The 21,283-nt window shown below is 60.1% G+C and carries 19 protein-coding genes and 1 pseudogene; 11 read left to right on the top strand and 9 right to left on the bottom strand.

Annotated elements, in window-relative coordinates:
- The first annotated feature begins 1 nt into the window (after position 1).
- Together AC3WK5_RS11080 and AC3WK5_RS11075 are read left to right on the top strand one after the other, a co-directional pair.
- Positions 2 to 1,201: a DUF3142 domain-containing protein gene (locus AC3WK5_RS11080; protein ID WP_103314837.1), complete on the top strand. Its 1,200-nt coding sequence runs from the start codon at positions 2 to 4 to the stop codon at positions 1,199 to 1,201.
- Positions 1,188 to 3,335 carry a hypothetical protein gene (locus AC3WK5_RS11075; protein WP_103314836.1) on the top strand — a complete coding sequence of 716 codons (2,148 nt, stop codon included), beginning with the start codon at positions 1,188 to 1,190 and terminating at the stop codon, positions 3,333 to 3,335. The genes AC3WK5_RS11080 and AC3WK5_RS11075 overlap by 14 nt, the downstream gene beginning before the upstream one ends.
- On the opposite strand, the gene AC3WK5_RS11070 is transcribed toward AC3WK5_RS11075, so the two are convergent.
- Positions 3,332 to 3,961 carry a LysE family translocator gene (locus AC3WK5_RS11070; protein WP_103314835.1) on the bottom strand — a complete coding sequence of 210 codons (630 nt, stop codon included), beginning with the start codon at positions 3,959 to 3,961 and terminating at the stop codon, positions 3,332 to 3,334. The genes AC3WK5_RS11075 and AC3WK5_RS11070 overlap by 4 nt on opposite strands.
- A 144-nt stretch (positions 3,962 to 4,105) precedes the next feature.
- On the opposite strand from AC3WK5_RS11070, the gene AC3WK5_RS11065 reads away from it, so the two are divergent.
- The 7 genes and pseudogenes from AC3WK5_RS11065 to cfaB all read left to right on the top strand — a co-directional run bounded on the left by AC3WK5_RS11065 (position 4,106) and on the right by cfaB (position 12,156).
- Positions 4,106 to 4,579, top strand: a complete 474-nt coding sequence (locus tag AC3WK5_RS11065; protein ID WP_054594814.1) for an Lrp/AsnC family transcriptional regulator — start codon at positions 4,106 to 4,108, stop codon at positions 4,577 to 4,579.
- A gap of 170 nt (positions 4,580 to 4,749) precedes the next feature.
- On the top strand, positions 4,750 to 6,723 hold the full coding sequence (gene hflK / locus AC3WK5_RS11060) for a protease modulator HflK (protein WP_103314834.1): 1,974 nt from the start codon (positions 4,750 to 4,752) through the stop codon (positions 6,721 to 6,723).
- Complete coding sequence (hflC, locus tag AC3WK5_RS11055) at positions 6,720 to 7,769, top strand: protease modulator HflC (RefSeq protein ID WP_019694358.1); 1,050 nt, start codon at positions 6,720 to 6,722, stop codon at positions 7,767 to 7,769. Before hflK (AC3WK5_RS11060) ends, hflC begins: the two co-directional genes overlap by 4 nt.
- Positions 7,766 to 8,824, top strand: a complete 1,059-nt coding sequence (gene hflK / locus AC3WK5_RS11050) for a protease modulator HflK (protein WP_103314833.1) — start codon at positions 7,766 to 7,768, stop codon at positions 8,822 to 8,824. Before hflC ends, hflK (AC3WK5_RS11050) begins: the two co-directional genes overlap by 4 nt.
- Positions 8,821 to 10,731 (top strand): cation-translocating P-type ATPase, encoded by a 1,911-nt coding sequence (locus AC3WK5_RS11045; protein WP_103314832.1) that lies wholly within the window; start codon positions 8,821 to 8,823, stop codon positions 10,729 to 10,731. The genes hflK (AC3WK5_RS11050) and AC3WK5_RS11045 overlap by 4 nt, the downstream gene beginning before the upstream one ends.
- 42 nt (positions 10,732 to 10,773) lie before the next feature.
- Positions 10,774 to 10,884, top strand: a pseudogene (locus AC3WK5_RS11040) (HvfC/BufC N-terminal domain-containing protein); the annotation flags it as partial.
- 84 nt (positions 10,885 to 10,968) lie between these two features.
- Positions 10,969 to 12,156, top strand: coding sequence for a C17 cyclopropane fatty acid synthase CfaB (gene cfaB, locus AC3WK5_RS11035; RefSeq protein ID WP_103314831.1), 1,188 nt, complete (start codon positions 10,969 to 10,971; stop codon positions 12,154 to 12,156).
- On the opposite strand, the gene cls is transcribed toward cfaB, so the two are convergent.
- Positions 12,153 to 13,592 carry a cardiolipin synthase gene (gene cls, locus AC3WK5_RS11030; RefSeq protein ID WP_054594809.1) on the bottom strand — a complete coding sequence of 480 codons (1,440 nt, stop codon included), beginning with the start codon at positions 13,590 to 13,592 and terminating at the stop codon, positions 12,153 to 12,155. The two genes, cfaB and cls, sit on opposite strands and share 4 nt — an antisense overlap.
- Positions 13,593 to 13,723: 131 nt before the next feature.
- On the opposite strand from cls, the gene AC3WK5_RS11025 reads away from it, so the two are divergent.
- A complete protein-coding gene (locus tag AC3WK5_RS11025; protein WP_054594808.1) occupies positions 13,724 to 14,245 on the top strand; it encodes a DUF3617 domain-containing protein in 522 nt (173 codons plus the stop codon).
- Between the two features lie 21 nt (positions 14,246 to 14,266).
- On the opposite strand, the gene AC3WK5_RS11020 is transcribed toward AC3WK5_RS11025, so the two are convergent.
- From AC3WK5_RS11020 to folE2, 6 genes are read right to left on the bottom strand one after another with little or no spacing between them, the layout of a single operon-like run.
- Complete coding sequence (locus tag AC3WK5_RS11020; protein WP_103314830.1) at positions 14,267 to 15,604, bottom strand: dihydroorotase; 1,338 nt, start codon at positions 15,602 to 15,604, stop codon at positions 14,267 to 14,269.
- Between the two features lie 2 nt (positions 15,605 to 15,606).
- On the bottom strand, positions 15,607 to 16,167 hold the full coding sequence (locus AC3WK5_RS11015) for a gamma carbonic anhydrase family protein (RefSeq protein ID WP_103314829.1): 561 nt from the start codon (positions 16,165 to 16,167) through the stop codon (positions 15,607 to 15,609).
- Complete coding sequence (locus AC3WK5_RS11010; RefSeq protein ID WP_103314828.1) at positions 16,164 to 17,048, bottom strand: metal ABC transporter substrate-binding protein; 885 nt, start codon at positions 17,046 to 17,048, stop codon at positions 16,164 to 16,166. Before AC3WK5_RS11010 ends, AC3WK5_RS11015 begins: the two co-directional genes overlap by 4 nt.
- Before the next feature lie 11 nt (positions 17,049 to 17,059).
- The gene (locus AC3WK5_RS11005; RefSeq protein ID WP_054594803.1) at positions 17,060 to 17,926 is read right to left on the bottom strand and encodes a metal ABC transporter permease; all 867 of its coding nucleotides are present in this window, start codon (positions 17,924 to 17,926) and stop codon (positions 17,060 to 17,062) included.
- A complete protein-coding gene (locus AC3WK5_RS11000) occupies positions 17,926 to 18,594 on the bottom strand; it encodes a metal ABC transporter ATP-binding protein (protein WP_103314827.1) in 669 nt (222 codons plus the stop codon). Before AC3WK5_RS11000 ends, AC3WK5_RS11005 begins: the two co-directional genes overlap by 1 nt.
- Positions 18,591 to 19,487, bottom strand: coding sequence for a GTP cyclohydrolase FolE2 (gene folE2, locus AC3WK5_RS10995; protein WP_103314826.1), 897 nt, complete (start codon positions 19,485 to 19,487; stop codon positions 18,591 to 18,593). The genes AC3WK5_RS11000 and folE2 overlap by 4 nt, the downstream gene beginning before the upstream one ends.
- A gap of 86 nt (positions 19,488 to 19,573) precedes the next feature.
- On the opposite strand from folE2, the gene AC3WK5_RS10990 reads away from it, so the two are divergent.
- Positions 19,574 to 20,785, top strand: a complete 1,212-nt coding sequence (locus AC3WK5_RS10990; protein ID WP_103314825.1) for an N-acetylmuramoyl-L-alanine amidase — start codon at positions 19,574 to 19,576, stop codon at positions 20,783 to 20,785.
- Here AC3WK5_RS10990 and AC3WK5_RS10985 read toward each other — a convergent pair.
- A complete protein-coding gene (locus AC3WK5_RS10985; protein WP_103314824.1) occupies positions 20,782 to 21,159 on the bottom strand; it encodes a glutamine synthetase in 378 nt (125 codons plus the stop codon). The two genes, AC3WK5_RS10990 and AC3WK5_RS10985, sit on opposite strands and share 4 nt — an antisense overlap.
- Positions 21,160 to 21,283: the final 124 nt, after the last annotated feature.

The raw sequence follows: 21,283 nt of genomic DNA, 5'->3' as shown, positions 1-21,283 counted from the left end.
TATGTCAGCGACTTTTTTCGTCCGTTGCGCACTATTGCTAATCGCTGTGCTGCTCAACGGTTGCCAGCCGCAGGACGCGCCGCCGCTCGATCAACAGCTTTACGTCTGGCAGCGGCAATGGACCGATGCCCATGAGGATGCTCTGGCTCAATCGCGCGGGGACTTTTCGACGTTGCGGGTGTTGGCCTTGCAGACTTATCCACAGGCTGGCTGGCGTCGCGCGCGAATCAACCCGGTGCTGTTGAAAAATGATGGTCGCCCGCTGATTGCGGTGATTCGACTCGATGGCCAGCTCAAGAGCCTGGATCAAACCGAAACCATAGCGCAGATCCAGCGTGTGGTAGCTGATTGGCAGGCTCAGGGGCTGACACCGGCCGGCGTCGAAATTGACCACGATGCCGGCGCGGCGCGTTTGCCGGCCTACCGTGAGTTTCTCGTTGGATTGCGCAACGTGTTGCCGGCTACGTTGAAACTGAGCATCACCGCACTGCCGGCCTGGCTCGACAGTCCCGAACTGCCGGGGTTGCTGGCGGTGGTCGACAGCAGCGTGTTGCAGGTGCACGCGGTGAGCAGTCCCGAACACGGGTTGTTTGATCCGGCCCAGGCGAAACAATGGACCGGGCGCTGGAGTCGGATCACTGCGAAACCTTTCTACCTGGCGTTGCCGGCCTACGGTATCGCATTGCTGCCGGGGGACGGCGGGGCGCCGATCGTCGAAAGTGAGGTGCCTTTGGAGAGCGTTGGGCTGCGCCGTGAGTTGTTGGCTGATCCGCACCAGTTATCGACACTCGCCAGCCAATTGCGCGCCGAGCCACCGCCCCATCTGGCCGGGTTGATCTGGTTTCGTCTGCCGCTCAAGGGCGACCGACGCGCGTGGAGCTTGGCAACGTTACGCGCGGTGGCGCGGGGGGATCGGTTGGCCAGTCAGCTCGAGCTGAACCTTTCCAGCCATGACGGTCTGTACGACATTGCGGTGAGCAATCGCGGCAACCTCGACGCAGGTCTGCCCGAGCGCGTGACGCTGGCGGTCACTGAATGCGATGCGGTGGATGCGCTCAACGGCTATGCCGTGCAGCAGACACCCGGACAACTCAGCTTTACCCGCCTCAAAGACGGCCGATTGCCGGCAGAGGCCGAACGCACCCTTGGTTGGGCGCGCTGCACAAAAATTGATCAAGGAAGTTCTCATGTCTATCCCTAACTGGCCGCGTCATTTGCTCGCTGTAAGTCTCTGCCTGCCGCTGGGCAGCGTGATGGCCTGCGGACCTGATTTTCCGCTGCGCTTGCTCGGCGACCGGACACAGACCCTGGGCGAATTGCCGGAAGGCAGCTTCCGGTTCGAAGTGAATCGCCTGGGCAAAGCCATCGCCGGTTTGAAGCCTGCGCAGGCAATGAAGGTCGACTACGGTTACAGCGCTGACAATGATCTGTATGTGCAGGCGCGAAACACAGCTGAGCAGACGGGGTTGAGCGACGCTCAGCGCGCGCAGGTAGCGCAGTTGCGAACACTTCCGGACGCGCAACAAGTGCAAGCCGAGGGCGCCAACCTGCCGCCTGAACTCAGCCTGTACACCGCCGGAGCGGTAGCCTTCAACGCGGGCGAACATGCCGTGGCGGCAGAGTATTTCCGCAAAGTGCTGGCGTTGCCGGCCGATCAGCGGGCGTTGCGCAGCACCTGGGCGGCTTACTCGCTGGGACGGGCCTTGTTCGCCATCAGTCAGGAGGCCAATGACCTCGACGAAGCTGGGCGCCGCGAGAGTCTGCAACAGGCCCGTCAGGCCTTTGTGCAGGCTCGCCAGTTGAGTATCGAGGGTTTCAGCGACCCTCAGGAATTGGGCGTCGCCAGCCTTGGTGAAGAAGCGCGGTTGGTACGTCTGGCGGGTGACTGGAACACTGCCGTCGAGCTTTACGCGACCCAAAGCCTGCAAGGCTCGCAAGTCGGTTACAGCTCGCTCAAGCAGTTGATGAATGAACTGGGCGAGATGCCGGAGGCGCAGCTCAACGAGGTACTCAAAGGCAAAGCGGTGCAGCAATTGGTCACGGCGGCGTTGATCAGCCATGTCGGCTGGTCGTACGGTGAACAACCGCCAGCTGAACAAAAAATGATCAAGTCGCTGGTCCAGAGCACCGTTGGCAGTCTGGATAACGCCGACCGTCTGGCGGCGCTGAATTATCAGATCGGTGATTACGCCACCGCCAAAGCCTTGCTCGAACATGCCGGTGACGGCGGCCTGGCCTGGTGGCTGCGAGCCAAAATGGCGTTGCGTGAGGGTGACAAAGCGGCGGCTGCCGGCGCCTATGCCAAGGCAGCCAAAGCCTTCCCGCAGGATGAAAACTGGGGCGATCGAAGAGCGTCCAGTGGCGACTACGAAACGCTCAAACCCGGCTGCCGGGTCGACGGTGAAAGTGCGCTGCTGGCGCTGGAGCGTGGTGATTACCTGCAAGCCTTTGAGCAGCTGTATCGCAGCCAGGATCTCTACTGGGAAGACGCGGCTGTTGTCGCGGAACGGGTGCTTACCGTCGATGAATTGAAGCAGTTTGTCGATCGTCAGGTGCCAGCGCCAACGCCGTTGACCCAGCAGGAGCGCGAGCGTTATGTGCCGGTACCGATCGCGGCACGTCTGCGGAACTTGCTCGGGCGTCGGTTGCTGCGTGAAGAGCGCTACGACGAAGCGCCGGGGTACTTTGATAATCCTGAGTTGCAAGCCAAGGCCAAACATTACGCCGAGCTGCGCCAGGAGGCTGAATCAGCGTGGTGGCCCACTCGTCGTGCAGCGGCTTATTTCAATGCAGGCATGGCTGCTCGTCATTGGGGAATGGAGCTTCTCGGTTACGAAATGGCCCCGGATTACGCCACGTTCGATGGCAACTACAGCCTTGAGACAACTGAGCTAAAAGTCGGGCCGCTGATCTCCGAAGGTGAGGTGCAACGCCAGCAGGTCAGCGCAGCCAAACCGGACGAACGTTTCCACTACCGTTACATTGCTACAGGCCTGGCTAGCAAGGCGGCGGACCTGTTGCCCCACAGCAGTGGGGCGTTCGCGGCGGTCTTGTGCACAGCGGCGGGTTTTGGTACCAGCGTTGAGGAGGAAAAGGCCTTCTACCAACGGTACGTCAAAGAGGGACCTTATGTGGATTGGGCGATGAACTTCGGGCATCAATGCCCTTATCCCGACTTTCAGAACGCCGATAAACGTTACGTGACTCAAGTCCTGGAGCCCGTGCGTTCAACCTTGCGGCCCTATAAAAAGTGGCTGCAAATGGGGTCTGTGGTGATGTTCACGGCATTGGCCCTGTTGCTGATCAATCGCCACAAGCGCAAGGCCCATCGTTAAGCCTGCTGAACGAACGTCAGGCGCAGCGCAAAACCGATCAGCAGGCTGCCAAACAGCCATTGCTGCATGCGCTGCGCCGAGGGGCTGCGTTCAAGCCAGCGACCGAGCCAGGCACCGATCAGCGCGTAACCACTGTCGAACAGCAAACCGGCCACCACCAGCAACACGCCCAGGGTCGCGAACTGCGTCAGCACCGGCCCTGCCTGCGGGTCGATGAACTGCGGCAACAGCACCGAGCAAAACAGCAGCGCCTTGGGGTTGAGCAGGTTGGTTAGCAAGCCGCGCTGGATCGCCGCGCGCCACGCAAGTTTCGCAACGGCTGTGCCGTTGGCGTTCAGATTCGGCAGCATGTTTGAGCGCAAGCATTGAATCCCCAGCCATAGCAGGTAGGCCGCACCAGCCAGGCGCACCACTTCAAAGGTCCAGGGTGCAGCCTTGAACAGCGTCGCCAGGCCCAGCGCTGCCAGCGCAACGTGGCAACCCCGGGCAATCGCCAGGCCAATGGCGGTGGCCAGCGCGGCGGCTTTGCCCTGTCGGGCACCGGTTTGCAGCAGCAGAATCATGTCCGGGCCGGGCAACAGGTAAACCACTGCCAAGGCCAAAAAGAACATCCAGAGCTCTGCCATGCTGCACCCCATTCGTTAGCGATTCGGTGATCAAAGTCTAGGGCCGAAGGGCAGGGCAGGTGGTTGCGTAGTCGCGGCTGGAAACAGCTAGACTTGGCAGCTTCTGCCAATCAATGAATAAAAACAGTCGGGAACTGCCAAACCATGAAACTGGACGCCTACGACCGCCGAATCCTTGCCGCGCTGCAACGCGACGGTCGCCTGAGCAACGTGCAACTGGCGGACGAGATCGGCCTGTCAGCTTCGCCGTGTTTGCGTCGGGTGCGAATGCTGGAAGAGGCTGGGGTGATTCGCGGGTATCAAGCCAACCTCGACCGCGACGAAGTGGGGCTGGGGTTGACCGTGTTTGTCGGGGTCAAGGTCGAGCGCCACAACGATGAAGAGGCCGAAGCGTTTCGTCTGGCGGTAACGGCATTGCCCGAGGTGATTTCGGCGTTTTTGGTGTCAGGCGAATCGGATTTTCTGCTGCAAGTGGTGGTGCCGGATTTGCGCGGTTATGAGCGCTTCCTGACCGGCAGCCTGCTCAAGCTGCCGGGTGTGAGTGATATCCGCAGCAACTTCGCAATTCATACGGTAAAAACCCCGGGGCCATTACCGCTGGGGCATTTGCCGAGCTGATGCCCTTGCTCAGCCCGGCTACGCTTTCATCTTTATAGGTGCGGGTTGGGTGATGGGCGGGGAGCCGAAAATTCACTACCATCGTTATATCGTAACGATTTGCAAAAAATGCAACGGCCTGACGACTTATCCACAGGTCTGGTTCACGTAACAGCAAGTACTGAGGTGGTATGCAAGTCGATCTGGAGGCTGAGGGGACGAACGTGGAAGGACTGCCGCGTTTTCAGCAGGCGGTGTTTCACGGACGTCGGTTGAAGCGGGTGGGCATCGGCCTGGCGAGTCTCGCAGCAGCAGGATTGTTGTTGGCGTTTTTTGTCGGGCTGTTTGCACCGCAATCGATCTGGCCGCCGCTATTGGTCAGTCAGTCCTCGGCGTTGATCGTGGTGGTGGCCGGTTTGCAATCGGCCTGGTGGATCACCCAATGGCGGGCGCGGGCGCTGGTTGAACCGGTGGTTGTGCTGGCTGCGGAACAGCTCGAACCGATCGAGGCGCTCGGCTGGTATGAGCGACTGTTGGCGCGAGCGGGTGAGCGCTGGACCGGATTGCTGGCGCAGATCGGCGCGCCGACGTTGTGGCTGGCCGGTTGGTCATTGCTGGCGTTGTTCAGCCTCGAACAATTCTGGAGCCTGACATTACCCGCCGCTGCACTGGGTCTTTCGGCCAGCGTTGGGGCGGCACTATCGTTGTTGCTGGCGTTCGGCTTGCTGGTGTGCGAACGCCAACTGACTCAGGAAAATTCTGCTGAATGGCCCGAAGCCGGGCAGTTGGCGCAGCTCACTCGCGTGGCGATCATCTGTCTGGTGACCGGCGCATTCTGCCTGTTGTTCAGCAGCGAAACGGCTGTCTGGCCAGTGCGTCTGGCGGTGTTGATCGGTCTACTGCCGGGGCTGGTCGCCGCAGAATTATTGTTGCGTGCGGTGTTGTCGTTGTTCAGTCCACGTCGCGATCTGCTCGAACCGACGTTGCTGGCGCGCAGTTTTGTGGCGGACATGTTGCGCTGGCCGCCACAACCTTTGTTGGCGTTGCAGCACGAATTGCATAACCGCTTTGGTATCGATCTGCGACAGATCTGGGCTTTCACTTACATGCGTCGGGCCTTCTTGCCTGTGCTGAGCGTGGTGCTGTTCGTGGGTTGGCTGCTCACCGGGATTCACGAAATACCGCTGCAAGGGCGGGGGATCTACGAGCGCTTTGGCAAGCCGGTGCAGGTGTTTGGCCCGGGTTTGCATGCCGGTTTGCCTTGGCCGTTGGGGCGGGTGCTGAGTGTCGAAAATGGTGTGGTTCACGAATTGGCGACCAGCGTCGGTGACACGCCAGCGGTGACGGTGGCCGATCCTGCGGAAGGGCCCGCGCCGGCGATTGCCAACCGGTTGTGGGACGCCAGCCACGTGAATGACAAGTCCCAGGTGATTGCCAGTAGCAGTAACGATAAACAGAGCTTCCAGATCGTCAACATGGACGTGCGTTTTGTCTACCGCATCGGTTTGAGCGATCAGGCCGCGTTGGCGGCGACCTATAACAGCACCGATGTACCCACACTGATTCGCAGCACCGCGAGCCGGATTCTGGTGCACGATTTCGCCTCGCGGACCCTCGACGGTTTGCTCGGCGCAGATCGGGTAGGGCTCGCCGAAGACATTGGTCGTGCCGTGCAGGCTGATTTGCAGAAACTCGACAGTGGCGTGGAAATCCTCGCCACGGTCGTCGAAGCGATTCACCCTCCGGCCGGCGCTGCCAACGCCTATCACGGCGTGCAAGCGGCGCAGATCGGCGCGCAAGCATTGATCTCGCGCGAGCGTGGCGCAGCTGCCGAGCAGACCAATCAGGCGCAATTGCAGGCCAGTGTCGCCCATGACCAGGCGCTGGCCACGGCCCGCGAAGTCAACGCTACGGCCCAGGCCGCCGACCTGCGCTTCGCTGCCGAGCGCAAAGCCTACGCCGTAGCCGGTCGGGCCTTTGTGCTGGAGCAATATTTCGCACAACTGAGCCAAGGATTAGCCAACGCCAAAGTACTGGTCCTCGATCATCGTCTGGGCGGCAACAGTACGCCGACCATCGACTTACGCAGCTACACGTTACCTGCCACCTTACCGACTGACACTTCGCCGTCACGTCAACCCGTTCAGTCAGGAGCCGCCAATTGAGCCCGTCGCATTCCCACGAGCCGCATGATCATCACGACCACGCCGGCCACGACCATGGCCATGGCGGGCATCATCACGGCCATCACCATCATCACCATGGCGACCCGCAAGAGGCGGGCCCCTTCCCGTGGCGACGCATGGGCTGGGCGGCGCTGCTGGTGCTGTTTGCCATTGCAGCGGCGAGCCTGGTGCAAGTGCGTTCGGGCGAGGCGACGGTGATTACCCGTTTCGGCAATCCTTCGCGGGTGCTGCTGGAGCCCGGCCTCGGTTGGCGCTGGCCGACACCGTTCGAGGCGGCGATTCCGGTCGACCTGCGCCTGCGCACCACCTCCAGCGGTTTGCAGGACGTGGGCACACGCGATGGTTTGCGGATCATCGTTCAGGCTTATGTCGCGTGGCAGGTGCAGGGTGATCCAGACAATGTGCAACGCTTCATGCGAGCGGTGCAGAACCAACCGGACGAAGCAGCGCGGCAGATTCGTACGTTTGTCGGCTCGGCGCTGGAAACTACCGCCAGCAGTTTCGACCTGGCCAACCTGGTGAACACCGACGCCAACCAAGTGCATATCGCTGATTTCGAGGCGCAACTGCGCAAGCAGATCGATCAGCAACTGCTGACCACTTACGGCGTGCGTGTGCTGCAAGTGGGTATCGAACGGCTGACATTGCCGTCAGTGACCCTGACTGCCACCGTCGACCGTATGCGCGCCGAGCGTGAAACCATTGCCACCGAACGCACGGCCATCGGCAAGCGAGAGGCGGCGCAAATCCGCTCAGCCGCCGAGCGCGATGCACGGATCGTCCAGGCCGACGCCACGGTGAAGGCCGCGGACATTGAGGCCCAATCGCGGGTTGAAGCCGCGCAAATCTACGGCAAGGCTTACGCGGGTTCGCCGCAGTTGTACAACTTGCTGCGTTCGCTGGACACCTTGGACACGATGGTAAAGCCGGGCACAAAGCTGATTCTGCGTACCGATGCTGCGCCATTCCGAGTGTTGGTTGATGGACCGCCGACGCTGGATAACAAGTCTGGGTCGCAGCCATGAGTGTGGTTCCACGTGGAACAAATGAACTCGACAGCCCGTGGATTCAGGCCGGTCGCCTGGCTTTTCTCGCGCTCTATGCCGTAACGGTGTTGGCTGCGTTGGTCTGGGCTTTCTCCAATGTGCGGCAGATTGATCCGCAGAATCGCGCTGTGGTGTTGCACTTCGGAGCACTGGATCGCATCCAGAACGCCGGCCTGCTGTTGGCGTGGCCGCGTCCGTTCGAGCAGGTGATTTTGTTGCCGGCAGCGGATCGAGTGATCGAACGGCGGGTGGAAAATCTGCTGCGCTCTGATGCTGCGCTGCAAGGTGAGCGTGTGGCGAGTTTTGCCAATCCACTGAGCGATGCGCTGGCCGGCTCTGGGTATTTGCTCACTGGCGATTCGGGCGTGGTGCAACTGGACGTTCGGGTGTTTTACAAAGTGACCGAGCCTTACCCCTTCGTCCTGCAGGGTGAGCATGTGCTGCCGGCGCTGGACCGTTTGGTGACTCGCAGTGCGGTGGCGCTGACGGCTGCACGAGACCTGGACACCATTCTGGTCGCTCGGCCGGAGTTGATCGGTGCCGACAATCAGGCCGCTGAACGTCGCGAACGTCTGCGCGGTGATCTGGTGCAAGGGATCAATCAGCGCTTGGCCGAGTTAGCCGCGACGGGGTTGGGACTGGGGATCGAAGTCGCCCGGGTCGACGTGCAATCGAGTCTGCCCGAACCGGCGGTCAATGCTTTCAACGCGGTACTGACTGCCAGTCAGCAGGCAGATAAGGCCGTGGCGAACGCACGTACTGAAGCCGAAAAACTTACTCAGACCGCGACCCAACAAGCTGACCGCACACTGCAAGTCGCTCACGCTCAAGCCAGCGAACGCCTGGCCAAAGCGTCGGCCGACACCGCCACGGTGCTCAGCCTGGCGCAGGCGCAACAGAAGGGCAGCGACCCGGAAATGCTCCTGCGGATCTATCGCGAGCGTATGCCGAAAATTCTTGGTCAGGCCGGTTCGGTTACCACGGTCAACCCTAAAGACGATTCCCGCCTGATCATTCAGGGAGCCGAACAATGACCGTTCAAACCGCCGCCGCGCCAAGCATGTTGAGCACGGCTGAACAACGCAGCGCCGCACGTCAGTTGACCTTGGCTATGCTCGCTTTGGGCTTGCTCGGCCTGGGGCTGGTCTGGCGCTGGTTGTCGCCGGAGCAAACCGGTGTCAGTCAGTTATTGCTCGGGCTGGCTTCGTTGCTGGTGGCCGTTCCGGTCATGCGTTCGGCCTGGTACAGCCTGCGTTACCCGAGCCTGCACGGGATCACCGATCAACTAATCGCCTTGGCGATGATGGGCGCCTGGGCGACGGGAGATCTGCTGACCGCGGCCTTGTTGCCAATCATCATGATCTTCGGCCATGTCCTGGAAGAGCGCAGCGTGATTGGCTCTCAGGAAGCGATCCACGCGCTGGGCCGTCTGACGCGCAGCCACGCACGCAAGGTTCAGGCCGATGGCTCGATTATCGAAATCGACAACGCTACGCTGAAGGCTGGAGACATCGTCGAAGTGCGCGCAGGCGATCGAGTCCCAGCGGATGGGCGGGTGTTGTCCGGTCAAGCGAGCCTGGACACTGCGCCGATTACCGGTGAGTCGGTGCCGCTTGAGGCCACCGTCGGCATGCAGGTATTCGGCGGGGCGATCAACCTCGATGGTTTGCTGCGGTTGGAAGTGACCCGCACCGGCAACGAATCGACCCTCGGCAAAGTCATTGCGCTGATGCAAAGCGCCGAGCGCTCCAAGCCACCGATCACCCGATTGCTGGAACGCTATGCCGGCAGCTACATGGTGCTGGTGTTGCTGTTGGCCGCAGTGACCTGGTTCGTCACCAATGATGCGCAAGCAATGCTCGCGGTACTGGTTGCCGCGTGCCCATGTGCATTGGTGCTGTCGGCCCCGGCCACGGCGATTGCCGGGATCGCGGTGGCTGCGCGCCATGGCATCCTGATTCGCAGCTCGGCATTCCTCGAAGAGTTGGCGGACCTGACGTCGTTGGTGGTCGACAAGACTGGCACCCTGACGTTTGGCACGTTGCGTTTGCAGTCGATCGACAGCCCGGTCGAGGACCGCAGCACGTTGCTGAAACTGGCCGCCAGCCTCGGTTCGGCCAGTAGCCATCCGGTCAGTCGGGCATTGGCCGGGTTGGTCGCTCAGGAGCATTTCCTGTTGCTGTCGGATATTCGGGAACGCCAGGGTTTGGGTGTGGTGGCGATGACCGAACAGGGCGAAGCGGCGCTCGGCCGACCCGAGCTGTTTGCGCAGTTGGGCATCGCCACCTCGACGGTGCCGGTGCACGATGGGCCGATTGCCGGTCTGGCGTTGGATGGACGTTTCCTCGCGTGGTTGTTGCTGGCTGACAGCGTCAAACCGGAAGCGCGCTTTGCCATGAAAGAACTGCGCGAACTGGGCCTTGGCCGGCAGTTGTTGTTGACCGGTGATCGACAAAGCGTCGCCCACAGCCTGGCCCATGTAGTCGGCATCAGCGATGTCGAGGCGCAAGCCTTGCCGGAAGACAAACTCAATCGCGTCCTGACTGAAATCGACAATGGTTTCAGGCCGATGGTGGTCGGCGACGGCATCAACGATTCGTTGGCGCTCAAGGCCGGCGTGGTCGGAGTGGCCATGGGCGCGGGCGGGGCAGACATCGCCCTGGCCTCGGCCGACATCGTATTGATCGGCAGCGATCTGCGTCGACTCGGGACTTGCGTACGCCTGAGCCGCCAGTGCCGGCAGACCTTGCAGGTCAATGTGATCATCGGTCTGGGTTGGACGCTGGCGATCGTCGCGTTCGCCGCGTTTGGCTGGCTGGGAGCGGCAGGGGCGATGATCGCTGCGGTCCTGCATAACCTGAGCACGTTGCTGGTGTTGGGCAATGCCGGGCGTTTGTTGCGGTTCCAGGAGCCGCTGCTGAAGCTGAAAGAAGAAGGTTGAGGACGTGCCGGTCAGTTCGTAACGCGACCTGCAGCAGCTGGCGAACTGTGCGCACAATTGACAGTCAACTGTGAAGAGGGCGCACCTCTTCAGGCCGTTACATGGCTGAAACAGTGGGTTTACGACAGCTTGTTGCTCTATCGTGACTCATAGGAAAAGGCTATTAAATCGATAGCCAGCTAATTTTCCACAATGGTCTACCCTCAAATCAGACGTCTGAAACAAGGGGGACTATTCATGCTCGCGCAACTGCCACCGGCCTTACAGAATCTGCAATTACCGCTTCGCTTGCGACTCTGGGACGGCCATGAATTTAATCTGGGCCCTGCGCCCAGCGTCACGATTGTGGTCAAGGACCCACAAATGGTGTCTCAATTCACCCACCCAAGCCTCGACCTGCTGGGCGCCGCTTTCGTTGAGGGCAAGCTCGAACTTGAAGGCCAGATCAGCGATGTGATCCGGGTATGTGATGAGTGGAGCCAAGCGTTGCTGGATGATGCCGACGGCCAGCAGCCGGTGCGCTCTGTCCATGACAAAGCCACCGACGCAGCGGCGATTTCCTATCACTACGACCTCTCGAATGCTTTCTATCAGCTCTGGCTCGACAGTGACATGGCGTACTCCTGCGCGTACTTCGAAACCGGCAGCGAAACCCTGGAACAGGCCCAGCAAGCAAAATTCCGCCATCTGTGTCGCAAACTACGGCTACAACCCGGCGAATACCTGCTGGATGTCGGCTGCGGTTGGGGAGGGTTGGCGCGTTATGCGGCGCGGGAGTTCGGGGTGAAAGTATTTGGCATCACCCTGAGCAAGGAGCAGTTGGCATTGGCCCGGGAGCGGGTGATCGCTGAAGGTTTGCAGGATCAGGTTGAGCTACAACTGCTCGATTACCGCGATCTGCCTCAGGATGGGCGGTTCGATAAAGTCGTGAGTGTCGGCATGTTCGAACACGTCGGGCACGCCAACCTGGCGGAGTACTGCAAGACATTGTTCGGTGCCGTGCGTGAAGGCGGCCTGGTGATGAACCATGGCATTACCGCCAAGCACACAGATGGCCGGCCGGTCGGACGCGGAGCGGGTGATTTCATCGAGCGCTACGTATTCCCTAACGGGGAATTACCGCACCTGTCGATGATTTCGGCTGAAATCAGTGAAGCGGGGCTGGAGATCGTCGACGTCGAAAGCCTGCGTCTGCATTACGCACGCACGCTGGACCACTGGAGCGAGCGGCTGGAGGACAACCTTGAAGCCGCTTCCAAAGAGGTGCCGGAGCAGGCGTTGCGGATCTGGCGACTGTATCTGGCAGGCTGCGCCTATGCGTTCGCGCGGGGCTGGATCAACTTGCACCAGATCCTCGCGGTCAAGACCCACCCCGACGGCAGCCATGAGCTACCGTGGACGCGTGACGATATCTACAACCCTTAAAGGATCGGCGAGATAAGCCGGGCGACCCGCATGCCAAGCTGTTGCAGGCGGTGGGTCTTCCGGCTTTCGCCTTTGGCAATTTCGTGGGCCTGAGCAAAGTCGTCGTTGAGCATGTGTTCCACCAAACCTGCGAATTCGCTGTCGACGGTCAGTAGCATGACTTCGAAGTTGAGCCGGAACGAACGGTTGTCCAGATTCGCACTGCCGATGGCCGTGATCTCACTGTCGATCAGCACGACCTTCTGATGCAGGAAGCCCGGTTGGTAACGGAATACCCGAACCCCGGCGCGTACCGCTTCGAAAGCGTACAGGCTGGAGGCGGCATAGACGATCCGGTGATCCGGTCGAGATGGCAACAGGAGCCGCACATCGACACCGCGCAGCACCGCCAGGCGTAGTGCGGCAAACACCGCTTCATCGGGTATGAAATACGGGCTGGTGATCCACACGCGTTCGGTCGCGGAGTGGATGGCTTCAACGAAAAACAGCGAGCAGGTTTCGTAAGGGTCCGCCGGTCCGCTGGCCAGTAGTTGGCAGAGCACGCCGTCATCGGGGTAGCTCTGTGGCAGTATCAGCGGTGGCAGTTTTCGGGAGGCCCAGAACCAGTCTTCCGCGAAAGACTCCTGCATGCACGCAACCACGGGGCCGCTGACGGCGATGTGCGTATCGCGCCACGGTGCCAGCGGTGGTTTCTGGCCCATGTATTCGTCACCGACGTTATGCCCGCCGACAAAGCCCAGCGCGCCGTCGACCACGACAATCTTGCGATGGTTACGGAAGTTCACCTGGAACCGATTGAGCCAGCCACTGCGTGTGGCAAACGCTTCGACCTGCACCCCGGCATCACGCAAGGGTTGAACATAGCTGTGAGGCAGGGAGTGGCTACCGATCCGATCGTAGAGCAGGTAAATAGCGACGCCTTCAGCGGATTTTTCCATCAGCAGTGTTTGCAGGCGTCGGCCGAGCTGGTCGTCATGGACGATGAAAAACTGAATCAACACGGCTTCACGGGCGGTGCGTATCGCTTCGAAAATCGCATCAAAGGTTGCCTGGCCGTTGATCAACAGCCGTACCTGATTGTTTGCCAGGCACGGCATCCGCCCCAGCTTCGGCATCGCCCGCAACGAGGTGTAGGCTTTGGAGGCGCGGGCGGTCAGCGCTTCCTCGATCCACGGACGCCAGTTCAGGTCGGCGATGGCCTTGTGCATTTCTTCGTTGGCCTGCCGACGAGCCTTGATATAAGCGTCGAAGGTGCTGCGACCGAAGACCAGATAAGGGATCAGCGTCAGGTAAGGTATGAAGACCAGTGACAAGGCCCAGGCAATCGAGCCTTGAGCGGTCCTGACGGTTAATACGGCGTGAATGGCGGCGATCGTGCCCAGTGAGTGGATGAGCGCGATCAGATACGCGAAAAGATGGGGTCCAAAAAAATCCATGGGGCAATCATGCTCCTGACAATTCAATGCTTAACAGACCATGTTCCACGGTGAATGTCGCTATTTAATTAGACATGCAACCGAAGTAGATTGGCGACGTCTAACGGGCACTATTGTCTAGGAGTTACTCGATGAACGTACGTCTGCTGGGTTTGGCCATGGCTGTTGGCTTGTCGCTTCCTGTGGTCGCTCAGGCGCAGATGCTGCAACCGGGTTTGTGGGAGTTGACCTCAAGCAACATGAAGGTCGATGACCAGAACCTCCCGGATCTGCAGTTGATCCTTAACCAGTTGGGCAGCCAGATGACGCCGGCACAAAAGGCTGCACTGGAGAAACAGGGCATCACCATGGGGGGTAAAGGGATTCGTGTGTGCCTGACCCAGGCACAGGTTCAATCCGACACCATTCCCCTGCAAGACCCACAGTCAGGCTGCACGCAGCAGGTCACCGACCGCAGCGGCAACCAGTGGAAATTCCGCTTCAGCTGCCCGAAAGCCCAGGGCGCCGGTGTTGCTACGTTCCTTAGCGATCGCGAATTCAACACCACGGTCAACGGTACGTTCAACGCCACCGGCATTCAGCAAAAGGGCAGCATGGATACTCGTGCCGTATGGTTGGGGCAGGATTGCGGGACGGTCAAACCTCGTGCCTAAAGGCATTGTGTAAAACGCGATTTAGCGCATGAACCGCAGAGGCAACCCCCGGCAGTTGTCATAAAGACGTTCGGCGTACCAGGCAATTTGCCCCGAAACCAATGTCGTGCTGACGCTGTGTCGAAAGTGCTGCCCGGCGAACGGTGTCCAGCCGCATTGAGCGAGAATCGGCTGCCGGGAAACAGCTTTGCCGGCAGGCTCTGGTTTGATCAAAACGAGGTCGGCCCAATAGCCTTCACGCAGGTAACCGCGATCCGGTATGGCAAACAGGTCCGCCACGCGATGGCTGGTTTTGGCCACCAGGGTGGTCAGTGGAATCAACTGATCGGCCACCAGTTCCAGCAGCGCGGGGAGGGCGTGTTGTACCAGCGGCAACCCGGAAGGTGCCTGTCGGTAGGGCAACTGTTTTTCAGCCCAGGTGTGGGGCGCGTGGTCGCTGCCGATGATGTCCAGTCGGTTGCTGAGCAACGCTTGGCGCAATGCATCGCGGTCAGCTTGAGTCTTGATCGCCGGGTTGCACTTGATGAGATTACCCAGGCGCAGATAGTCGCGATCATCGAACAGCAAGTGATGCAGGCAGACTTCGGCGCTGATGCGTTTTTCCGTGAGCGGTTTGTCTTCGAACAAGGCCAGTTCGCGAGCAGTGGTCAGGTGCAAAACATGCAATCGAGTGCCGTGTCGTTTGGCCAGATCGACCGCCATTGAGGAGGAGCGAAAGCACGCCTCGGCATCGCGAATCAGCGGATGAGCCGCAGCGGGAATGTTCTCCCCGAACAGTTCGGCAAGGTTGTTTTCGTTGGTCTGAATGCTTGGCGTGTGTTCGCAATGGGCTAGCAGGATCGTCGGAACCTCGGCAAAAAGCCGTTCAAGAATTTTCGGGTCGTCCACCAGCATGTTGCCGGTAGAGGCGCCCATGAAGACTTTGACCCCGGCGATCTCGCAGGGGTTGAGTGCTGCGACAGTGTCGAGGTTGTCGTTGCTGACGCCGAAGTGAAAGCCGTAATTGGCCACCGAGTGGATCGCTGCCCGGCGCTTTTTTTCGGCCAGAGCATCGAGCGTCAGGGTTGCCGGTCGGGTGTTGGGCATGTCCATGAAACTGGTAATACCCCCCGCCACGGCTGCCCGCGATTCGGTATAGATGCTGCCTTTGTTCGGTGCACCCGGATCACGAAAGTGCACCTGGTCGTCGATCATTCCCGGCAGCAACCATTGGCCATTGGCGTCGATTTCCAGCGTTGCGTTTTCACCTTCGATGCTGCTGGCGATCTTCACAATGCGCCCGTGATCTACCAGCAGATCGGCGTCGAACTCGCGGCCTTCATTGACCAGTCGAGCGTTGCGAATCAGCACGCTGCTCATGCTCAAAACTCGTTCTGCAGGGCTTTGTAGCCGCGCACCAGATCGACGTTGGTGCGCGCCACGTCCTCAGAAAACTCTGAGGCGCTGATGCTGACCGGCGGGAACTGCGACAAGTCGGTTTTGGGGCCGATGCGTGTGGTGGACGGTACGTAGAAGTCGGCTGGCAAGTCTCGCCCGTCGACTACCGAGTTGTGCCGCACCACGCACCCGTCGCCGACCGCACAGTTGAACAGCACGCTGTTGAAACCGATGAACACCCGGTTCCCGACAGTGCAGGGGCCATGGACGATGGAGCGGTGAGCGATGGAACTGAACTCGCCGATGGTTACAGCGGCACCGGATTTGGAGTGGATCACCACACCATCCTGAATGTTTGAATTGGCGCCGATGGTGATCGGTTCCATCTCGCCCGAATCGTCGACTTCATCAGCGCGGATCACTGCGTAGGGACCGACGAAGACGTTCTCGCCAATCACTACCTTGCCGCAGATGATCGCGGTTTTATCGACGTATGCGGACTCGGCGATCCGCGGCAAATCACCGGACGGGTTTTTGCGGATCATGGCGTGCTCAAGGCCTCGTATAGCGTGTTGAGGTTGTATTCAAACAGCCCGGCAAAGGTACTGGCCGGACCTTCGGCGGCGAGTGCATCCGAGTACAGGGTGCCGCCAATATGCGCGCCGCTTTCATCGGCGATTTGCTTGAGCAGGCGGGCGTCCTTGATGTTTTCCATGAACACCGCTTTGACCTTGGCCTGACGGATCTGGGTGATCAATGCGGCCACTTCGGCGGCAGACGGTTCGCGTTCGGTGGACAGGCCTTGAGGCGCCATGAAGTCGATGCCGTACGCCTGACCCAGATAGCCGAAGGCGTCATGAGAGGTAACGATCTTGCGGTTTCCCGGTGGCAGTGCGCCGAGCTTGGCTTTAGCTTCGGCCAGCAGACGGTAGATCTGCTTCAGGTAGGTCTGACTGTTGTGTTCGTAGTCGGCTTTGTTCGCCGGGTCTGCGGCGATCAGCGCCTTGGTGATGTTGTTCACATAGAGTTCGGTATTCGCCAGATTGTGCCAGGCGTGGGGGTCGGGGAGGGGCTCGCCGTCCTCGTTCATGCTCCTTGGAATCACTCCGCGACTGGTGGTGATCACCGGGGTTTTGGTGGCGGTGCTGGCAACCATGCGGTCCAGCCATGGCTCGAAACCGAGGCCGTTCTTGAAGATCAGTTTGGCCTTGAGCAGGGCCTTGGCGTCGTCCGGAGTGGGCTCGTAGGTGTGAGCGTCAGCGTCCGGGCCGACCATGTTGGTGATCTGGATGTGCTCGCCGCCGACCTGATGAACCATGTCGGCAAGGATGCTGAAGCTGGTGACCACCGGCAGTTTTTCTGCCGCCGATGCCGTTGATAACGACATCGACAACCACACACTGAACAGCACAAGTAGAGCGCGCATCGGGAAACACCTCATTGGGATGTGAGCAAAGGCGGGCGCCGCAGCAGTCCGTGCACCGGACCGAATACCACGGACAGCAGGTACAACGCGCCGGCTACCAGCACGATGGCCGGGCCGCTGGGCAGCGAGTAGTAGAACGACAGCAACAGACCGAACCATACCGAGAGGCAGCCGAGCACCCCGGCGATGGCCATCAACATTGGCAAGTGACGGCTCCAGAAGCGTGAAGCAGCGGCCGGCAACATCATCAAACCGACCACCATCAGTGCGCCGATGGCCTGGAAACCGATCACCAGATTCAGCACCACCAGGGTCAAAAACACGCCGTGTGCCAAAGGGCCGAGACGGCTGACGGTTTGCAGAAACAGTGGGTCGAGGGTGTCCAGCAGCAGTGGCCGATAGATCAGCGCCATGGCGATCAGGCTGATCCCCGAGACCCAGAGCATGCCGGTTAATGTTGGGCCATCGACAGCCAATGCCGAGCCGAACAACAGGTGGAGCAAGTCGAGGCGTTTGCCGGCGATCCCCAGAATCAGCACGCCACTGGCCAGCGAGATGGGGTAGATCGCCGCCAGGCTGGCGTCCTCCCGAAGGCCAGTTCGGCGAGTGATCCACGCTGCCAATCCGGCCATGCTCAGCCCCGCACCGAGGCCACCGATGGTCAGCGCCGGCAAGCTCAAACCGGCAAACCAAAACCCTAACGCGGCGCCGGGCAAGATGCCGTGAGCCACTGCGTCGCCGATCAGGCTCATGCGCCTCAGGATCAGAAACACCCCAAGCGGTGCGGTGCTGCAAGCCAATACCAGACCGCCGATTAGAGCTCGGCGCATGAACACGAATTCGTGGAACGGTTGCCAAAGTTGTGCAGCGACGAGCATTACGCCACCTGCGTATGTGGTTGCTGGAGGATCAGTTCACGGCTCGGCGCCAGGACACAGCCCGAGCTTTTGATCAGCAATGCTTGAGGAATGTGTTGGCGAACCGCAGCCAGGTCATGACACACCACGACCAGCGTTCGGCCCTCGTTGTGCCAGGTGTGGATGTGTTTCCACAGCAGCGCCTGGCCGAGTTCGTCCAGTGCGGCGTGAGGTTCGTCGAGCAGCAACAGTGGCGCTTCGGCGAGGCTCAGACGAGCGAGCAGGGCGCGTTGCAATTCGCCGCCCGACAGCGCCATCAACGGGCGTTGTTCCAAACCGTTCAGGCACCAGTCGTTCAGCACGCTGTCGAGGCGTTGGCGGCGAACGTCCGGAGTTTGTTTGTTGCCCCAGAATCCGGCACTCACCAACTCTTGCAGGTTGATGGGGAACTGTCGGTCGAGGTGCTGTTGTTGTGGCAAAAAGGACAAGCCACCTCGTGGTGAAACATCGAGGACGACTTTACCTGCTAGCGGCTTTTGCAGACCGGCGATGACTTTCAGCAAGCTGCTTTTGCCCGAGCCGTTGGCACCGATGATTGCGGTCAGGCTTCCGCCGGGTAAATCGAAATCGAGGGCGGGAGTGAGTGGTTGGCCGGGCGCACCCCAGCGGAGCCTTTGGCAGCGAATCATGCGGCCTCCCAGTTCCAACGACTTTCAGCGACTGCATCGTGGGCGTGCAGACTTTCGGCGTGAACCACGCGCAACTGAAAAGCCTTGATGCCAGGCGAGCGTTTCAATGCCAGATTCAAACGTCGTGCAGCGTCTTCGCAGAACATCAGGTTCTGACCATTTGCGAGAGCGAAGGCTTGTTCGTCGGCACGCTTTACTGCGGCTTGAACGGCGGTGCCGAGCGCGGCTTCGGCATCATTGATCGCCGCGATCAAGGGCAGATCGTCCAGATAGTCATCCAGTCGTAGCCGCAATTGCGCACTGCTGCGTTGGCTGTGGGGCGTCGCGACGATGCCTTTTGATGATCCGAGCCAAGTCAAAACGTCGGCGTGCTGCAACGGCTTGTTGGCAAAGTCATCGATGAATTGCTGCTGAATAAGTTGTCTCGAAAGCGCAGCTGAACAGGGGCAAGTGGACGAGTAAGAAACCTCAATTTTAAGTTCCACGTGGAACACTGTGTTTTCCAAGCGCGCTTCGATGCTGATCGGATAGCTTTTCCAGCCGGCCAAAGGGCTGATCAAGGCTGGGCGTTTGAGCAGTAAATCAGCGTGAATGCGCAGGTAAGCGGCATTGGATAAACCCTCGTGGCTGTCGAGAAAACGTTGCAGAACTTGCCGCAATAACGCCGGGGTGAGGCTTTCTTGCTCAAGCATCTCCAGCGCCAGATACAGCCGCGACATGTGAATGCCACGCGCTTCGCCATCGTCGAGACTGACGCCCGCGTCGGCTTTTGCGTTTAATCGCTGACCGTCGAACACAACAGGAAGAGCAATGCCGCACATGCCCACCCATTCGAGTGGCAAGGCTTGGCGTGAGGCCTGCGCGGCGATATCCGGCAAAGTCAGCGCATTCATGAGCAGGTCCATCGTTGGAAATATTTTGCCATGTTATATTATAACAATACAGTCGACGATACCTTTTTCTCGAGCGGTCTTTCACTATGCACAGGCGACAATTGCTCAACCTGTTGTTGGCCAGCGCTGCGCTGGTTTTACCCTTCGGCGTGTCGGCCACGCAGATCCGCAATGCACGGCTCTGGCGTTCGGATGACAAGCTTCGCCTGGTACTCGATCTGAGCGGACCGGTGCAGTACAAAACCTTCTCGTTGAGCGCGCCCGAGCGACTGATCATCGACTTGAGCGGTGCGCAGCTCAGCGGTGACTTCAGCCAATTGGCGCTCACCAACACGGTGATTCGTTCGATCCGTTCCGGGCACTTCGGACAAGGCGATACGCGGATCGTGCTCGACCTTACCGGTCCGGTGCGGCTCAATAGTTTTCAACTGCCGCCACAGGACGGGCAGGGCCATCGTCTGGTGCTCGACCTGCTCAACGCCGCGCCCGTGCAGATCGCTGCGGCGGCACCTTTGGTCCAGCGTGAAACACCGGCTGACAAGGCTCACCCCAAGCGCGACATCATCGTCGTGGTCGACCCTGGCCATGGCGGCAAGGACCCCGGCGCAATTGGCGCCAAAGGCGAGCGCGAGAAGGACGTGGTGCTGTCCATCGCACAATTGCTGGCCAAGCGCTTGAAGCGCGAAAAAGGTTTTGATGTGAAATTGGTGCGCAACGACGACTTCTTCGTGCCGCTACGCAAGCGCGTGGAGATCGCCCGTACGCACAAGGCCGACATGTTCATCTCGGTGCACGCCGACGCGGCGCCACGGCTCACGGCTTCTGGCGCTTCGGTTTATGCATTGTCCGAAGGTGGCGCGACCTCGGCCACGGCACGATTCATGGCGCAACGGGAAAACGGCGCGGACTTGCTGGGGGCGAGCAGTCTGCTCAACTTGAAGGACAAGGATCCGATGCTCGCCGGAGTAATCCTCGACATGTCGATGAACGCCACCATCGCCGCCAGTTTGCAGCTTGGCAGCACGGTACTTGGCAGCTTGGCAGGCATTACCACGTTGCATCAGAAACGTGTGGAACAGGCCGGATTTACGGTGCTGAAGTCACCGGATGTGCCATCGATCCTGGTCGAGACCGGCTTCATTTCCAACGCCCGCGACAGCCAGAGGCTGGTGACGGCGCGGCATCAAAAGGCGGTAGCCGATGGCCTTTTTGAAGGCTTGCAGCGCTATTTTCAGAAGAATCCACCGATGAACAGCTACATGGCCTGGCAGCAGTCGCAGCAAAAATCGCAGGTCTAGCAGCCCGTCAGTCGGCTACAGGTGAACTTGCCGCTGGAACCGCCGGAGCTGGAAAACCGATTGAGGGTGGTCCAGCCAACGCGGCGGCTGTAACCGACCCAGGCTTCGCCATCCGACGCCAAGCCGGTGAAGAACGTCAGTTGGCCATAACGGCTGCTGGTCTGCGCCCAATAGCGTTTACCGCTCACTTCAAACCCGCGCATGTAGGTCGTGCTGCCCGCCGTAGCGACGCTGTAAGAGTTGCCGTCCGGGTCTACGCAGGCCAGCAGATTGGCGCTGCGCGTGCACTTCGCCTGGCTCGATGCCTGCGCGCAGGCGTTTGCCGCGACCAACAGCGAAAGGCTCAACAGTGTGCATTTCAAGGCGTTGTGCATGGGTTTTCTCATGGTGCGAACGGGCTCAAGCATTGCGTCCTTCGTCGCTGGGGGCAAGAGGGGATTGGCGTGTTTATGTTGTTATACTATAACATTAAAAAATCACCTGACCGGCCACTCCCGA

This window comes from Pseudomonas sp. FW306-02-D09B (assembly GCF_058782685.1).
This window is presented reverse-complemented; position numbering and strand designations above follow the sequence as displayed.

Bases quoted from the DNA above. Each gene is read 5' to 3' on its own strand.
- cls (WP_054594809.1), bottom strand. From the start codon at position 13,592: ATGGATTTTTTTGGACCCCATCTTTTCGCGTATCTGATCGCGCTCATC.
- AC3WK5_RS11065 (WP_054594814.1), top strand. From the start codon at position 4,106: ATGAAACTGGACGCCTACGACCGCCGAATCCTTGCCGCGCTGCAACGC.
- AC3WK5_RS11080 (WP_103314837.1), top strand. From the start codon at position 2: ATGTCAGCGACTTTTTTCGTCCGTTGCGCACTATTGCTAATCGCTGTG.
- AC3WK5_RS11075 (WP_103314836.1), top strand. From the start codon at position 1,188: ATGTCTATCCCTAACTGGCCGCGTCATTTGCTCGCTGTAAGTCTCTGC.
- hflK (WP_103314834.1), top strand. From the start codon at position 4,750: ATGCAAGTCGATCTGGAGGCTGAGGGGACGAACGTGGAAGGACTGCCG.
- AC3WK5_RS11025 (WP_054594808.1), top strand. From the start codon at position 13,724: ATGAACGTACGTCTGCTGGGTTTGGCCATGGCTGTTGGCTTGTCGCTT.
- AC3WK5_RS11000 (WP_103314827.1), bottom strand. From the start codon at position 18,594: ATGATTCGCTGCCAAAGGCTCCGCTGGGGTGCGCCCGGCCAACCACTC.
- hflK (WP_103314833.1), top strand. From the start codon at position 7,766: ATGAGTGTGGTTCCACGTGGAACAAATGAACTCGACAGCCCGTGGATT.
- AC3WK5_RS10985 (WP_103314824.1), bottom strand. From the start codon at position 21,159: ATGCACAACGCCTTGAAATGCACACTGTTGAGCCTTTCGCTGTTGGTC.
- AC3WK5_RS11005 (WP_054594803.1), bottom strand. From the start codon at position 17,926: ATGCTCGTCGCTGCACAACTTTGGCAACCGTTCCACGAATTCGTGTTC.
- AC3WK5_RS11070 (WP_103314835.1), bottom strand. From the start codon at position 3,961: ATGGCAGAGCTCTGGATGTTCTTTTTGGCCTTGGCAGTGGTTTACCTG.
- AC3WK5_RS11020 (WP_103314830.1), bottom strand. From the start codon at position 15,604: ATGAGCAGCGTGCTGATTCGCAACGCTCGACTGGTCAATGAAGGCCGC.
- AC3WK5_RS10990 (WP_103314825.1), top strand. From the start codon at position 19,574: ATGCACAGGCGACAATTGCTCAACCTGTTGTTGGCCAGCGCTGCGCTG.
- AC3WK5_RS11015 (WP_103314829.1), bottom strand. From the start codon at position 16,167: ATGATCCGCAAAAACCCGTCCGGTGATTTGCCGCGGATCGCCGAGTCC.
- folE2 (WP_103314826.1), bottom strand. From the start codon at position 19,487: ATGAATGCGCTGACTTTGCCGGATATCGCCGCGCAGGCCTCACGCCAA.
- cfaB (WP_103314831.1), top strand. From the start codon at position 10,969: ATGCTCGCGCAACTGCCACCGGCCTTACAGAATCTGCAATTACCGCTT.
- AC3WK5_RS11010 (WP_103314828.1), bottom strand. From the start codon at position 17,048: ATGCGCGCTCTACTTGTGCTGTTCAGTGTGTGGTTGTCGATGTCGTTA.
- AC3WK5_RS11045 (WP_103314832.1), top strand. From the start codon at position 8,821: ATGACCGTTCAAACCGCCGCCGCGCCAAGCATGTTGAGCACGGCTGAA.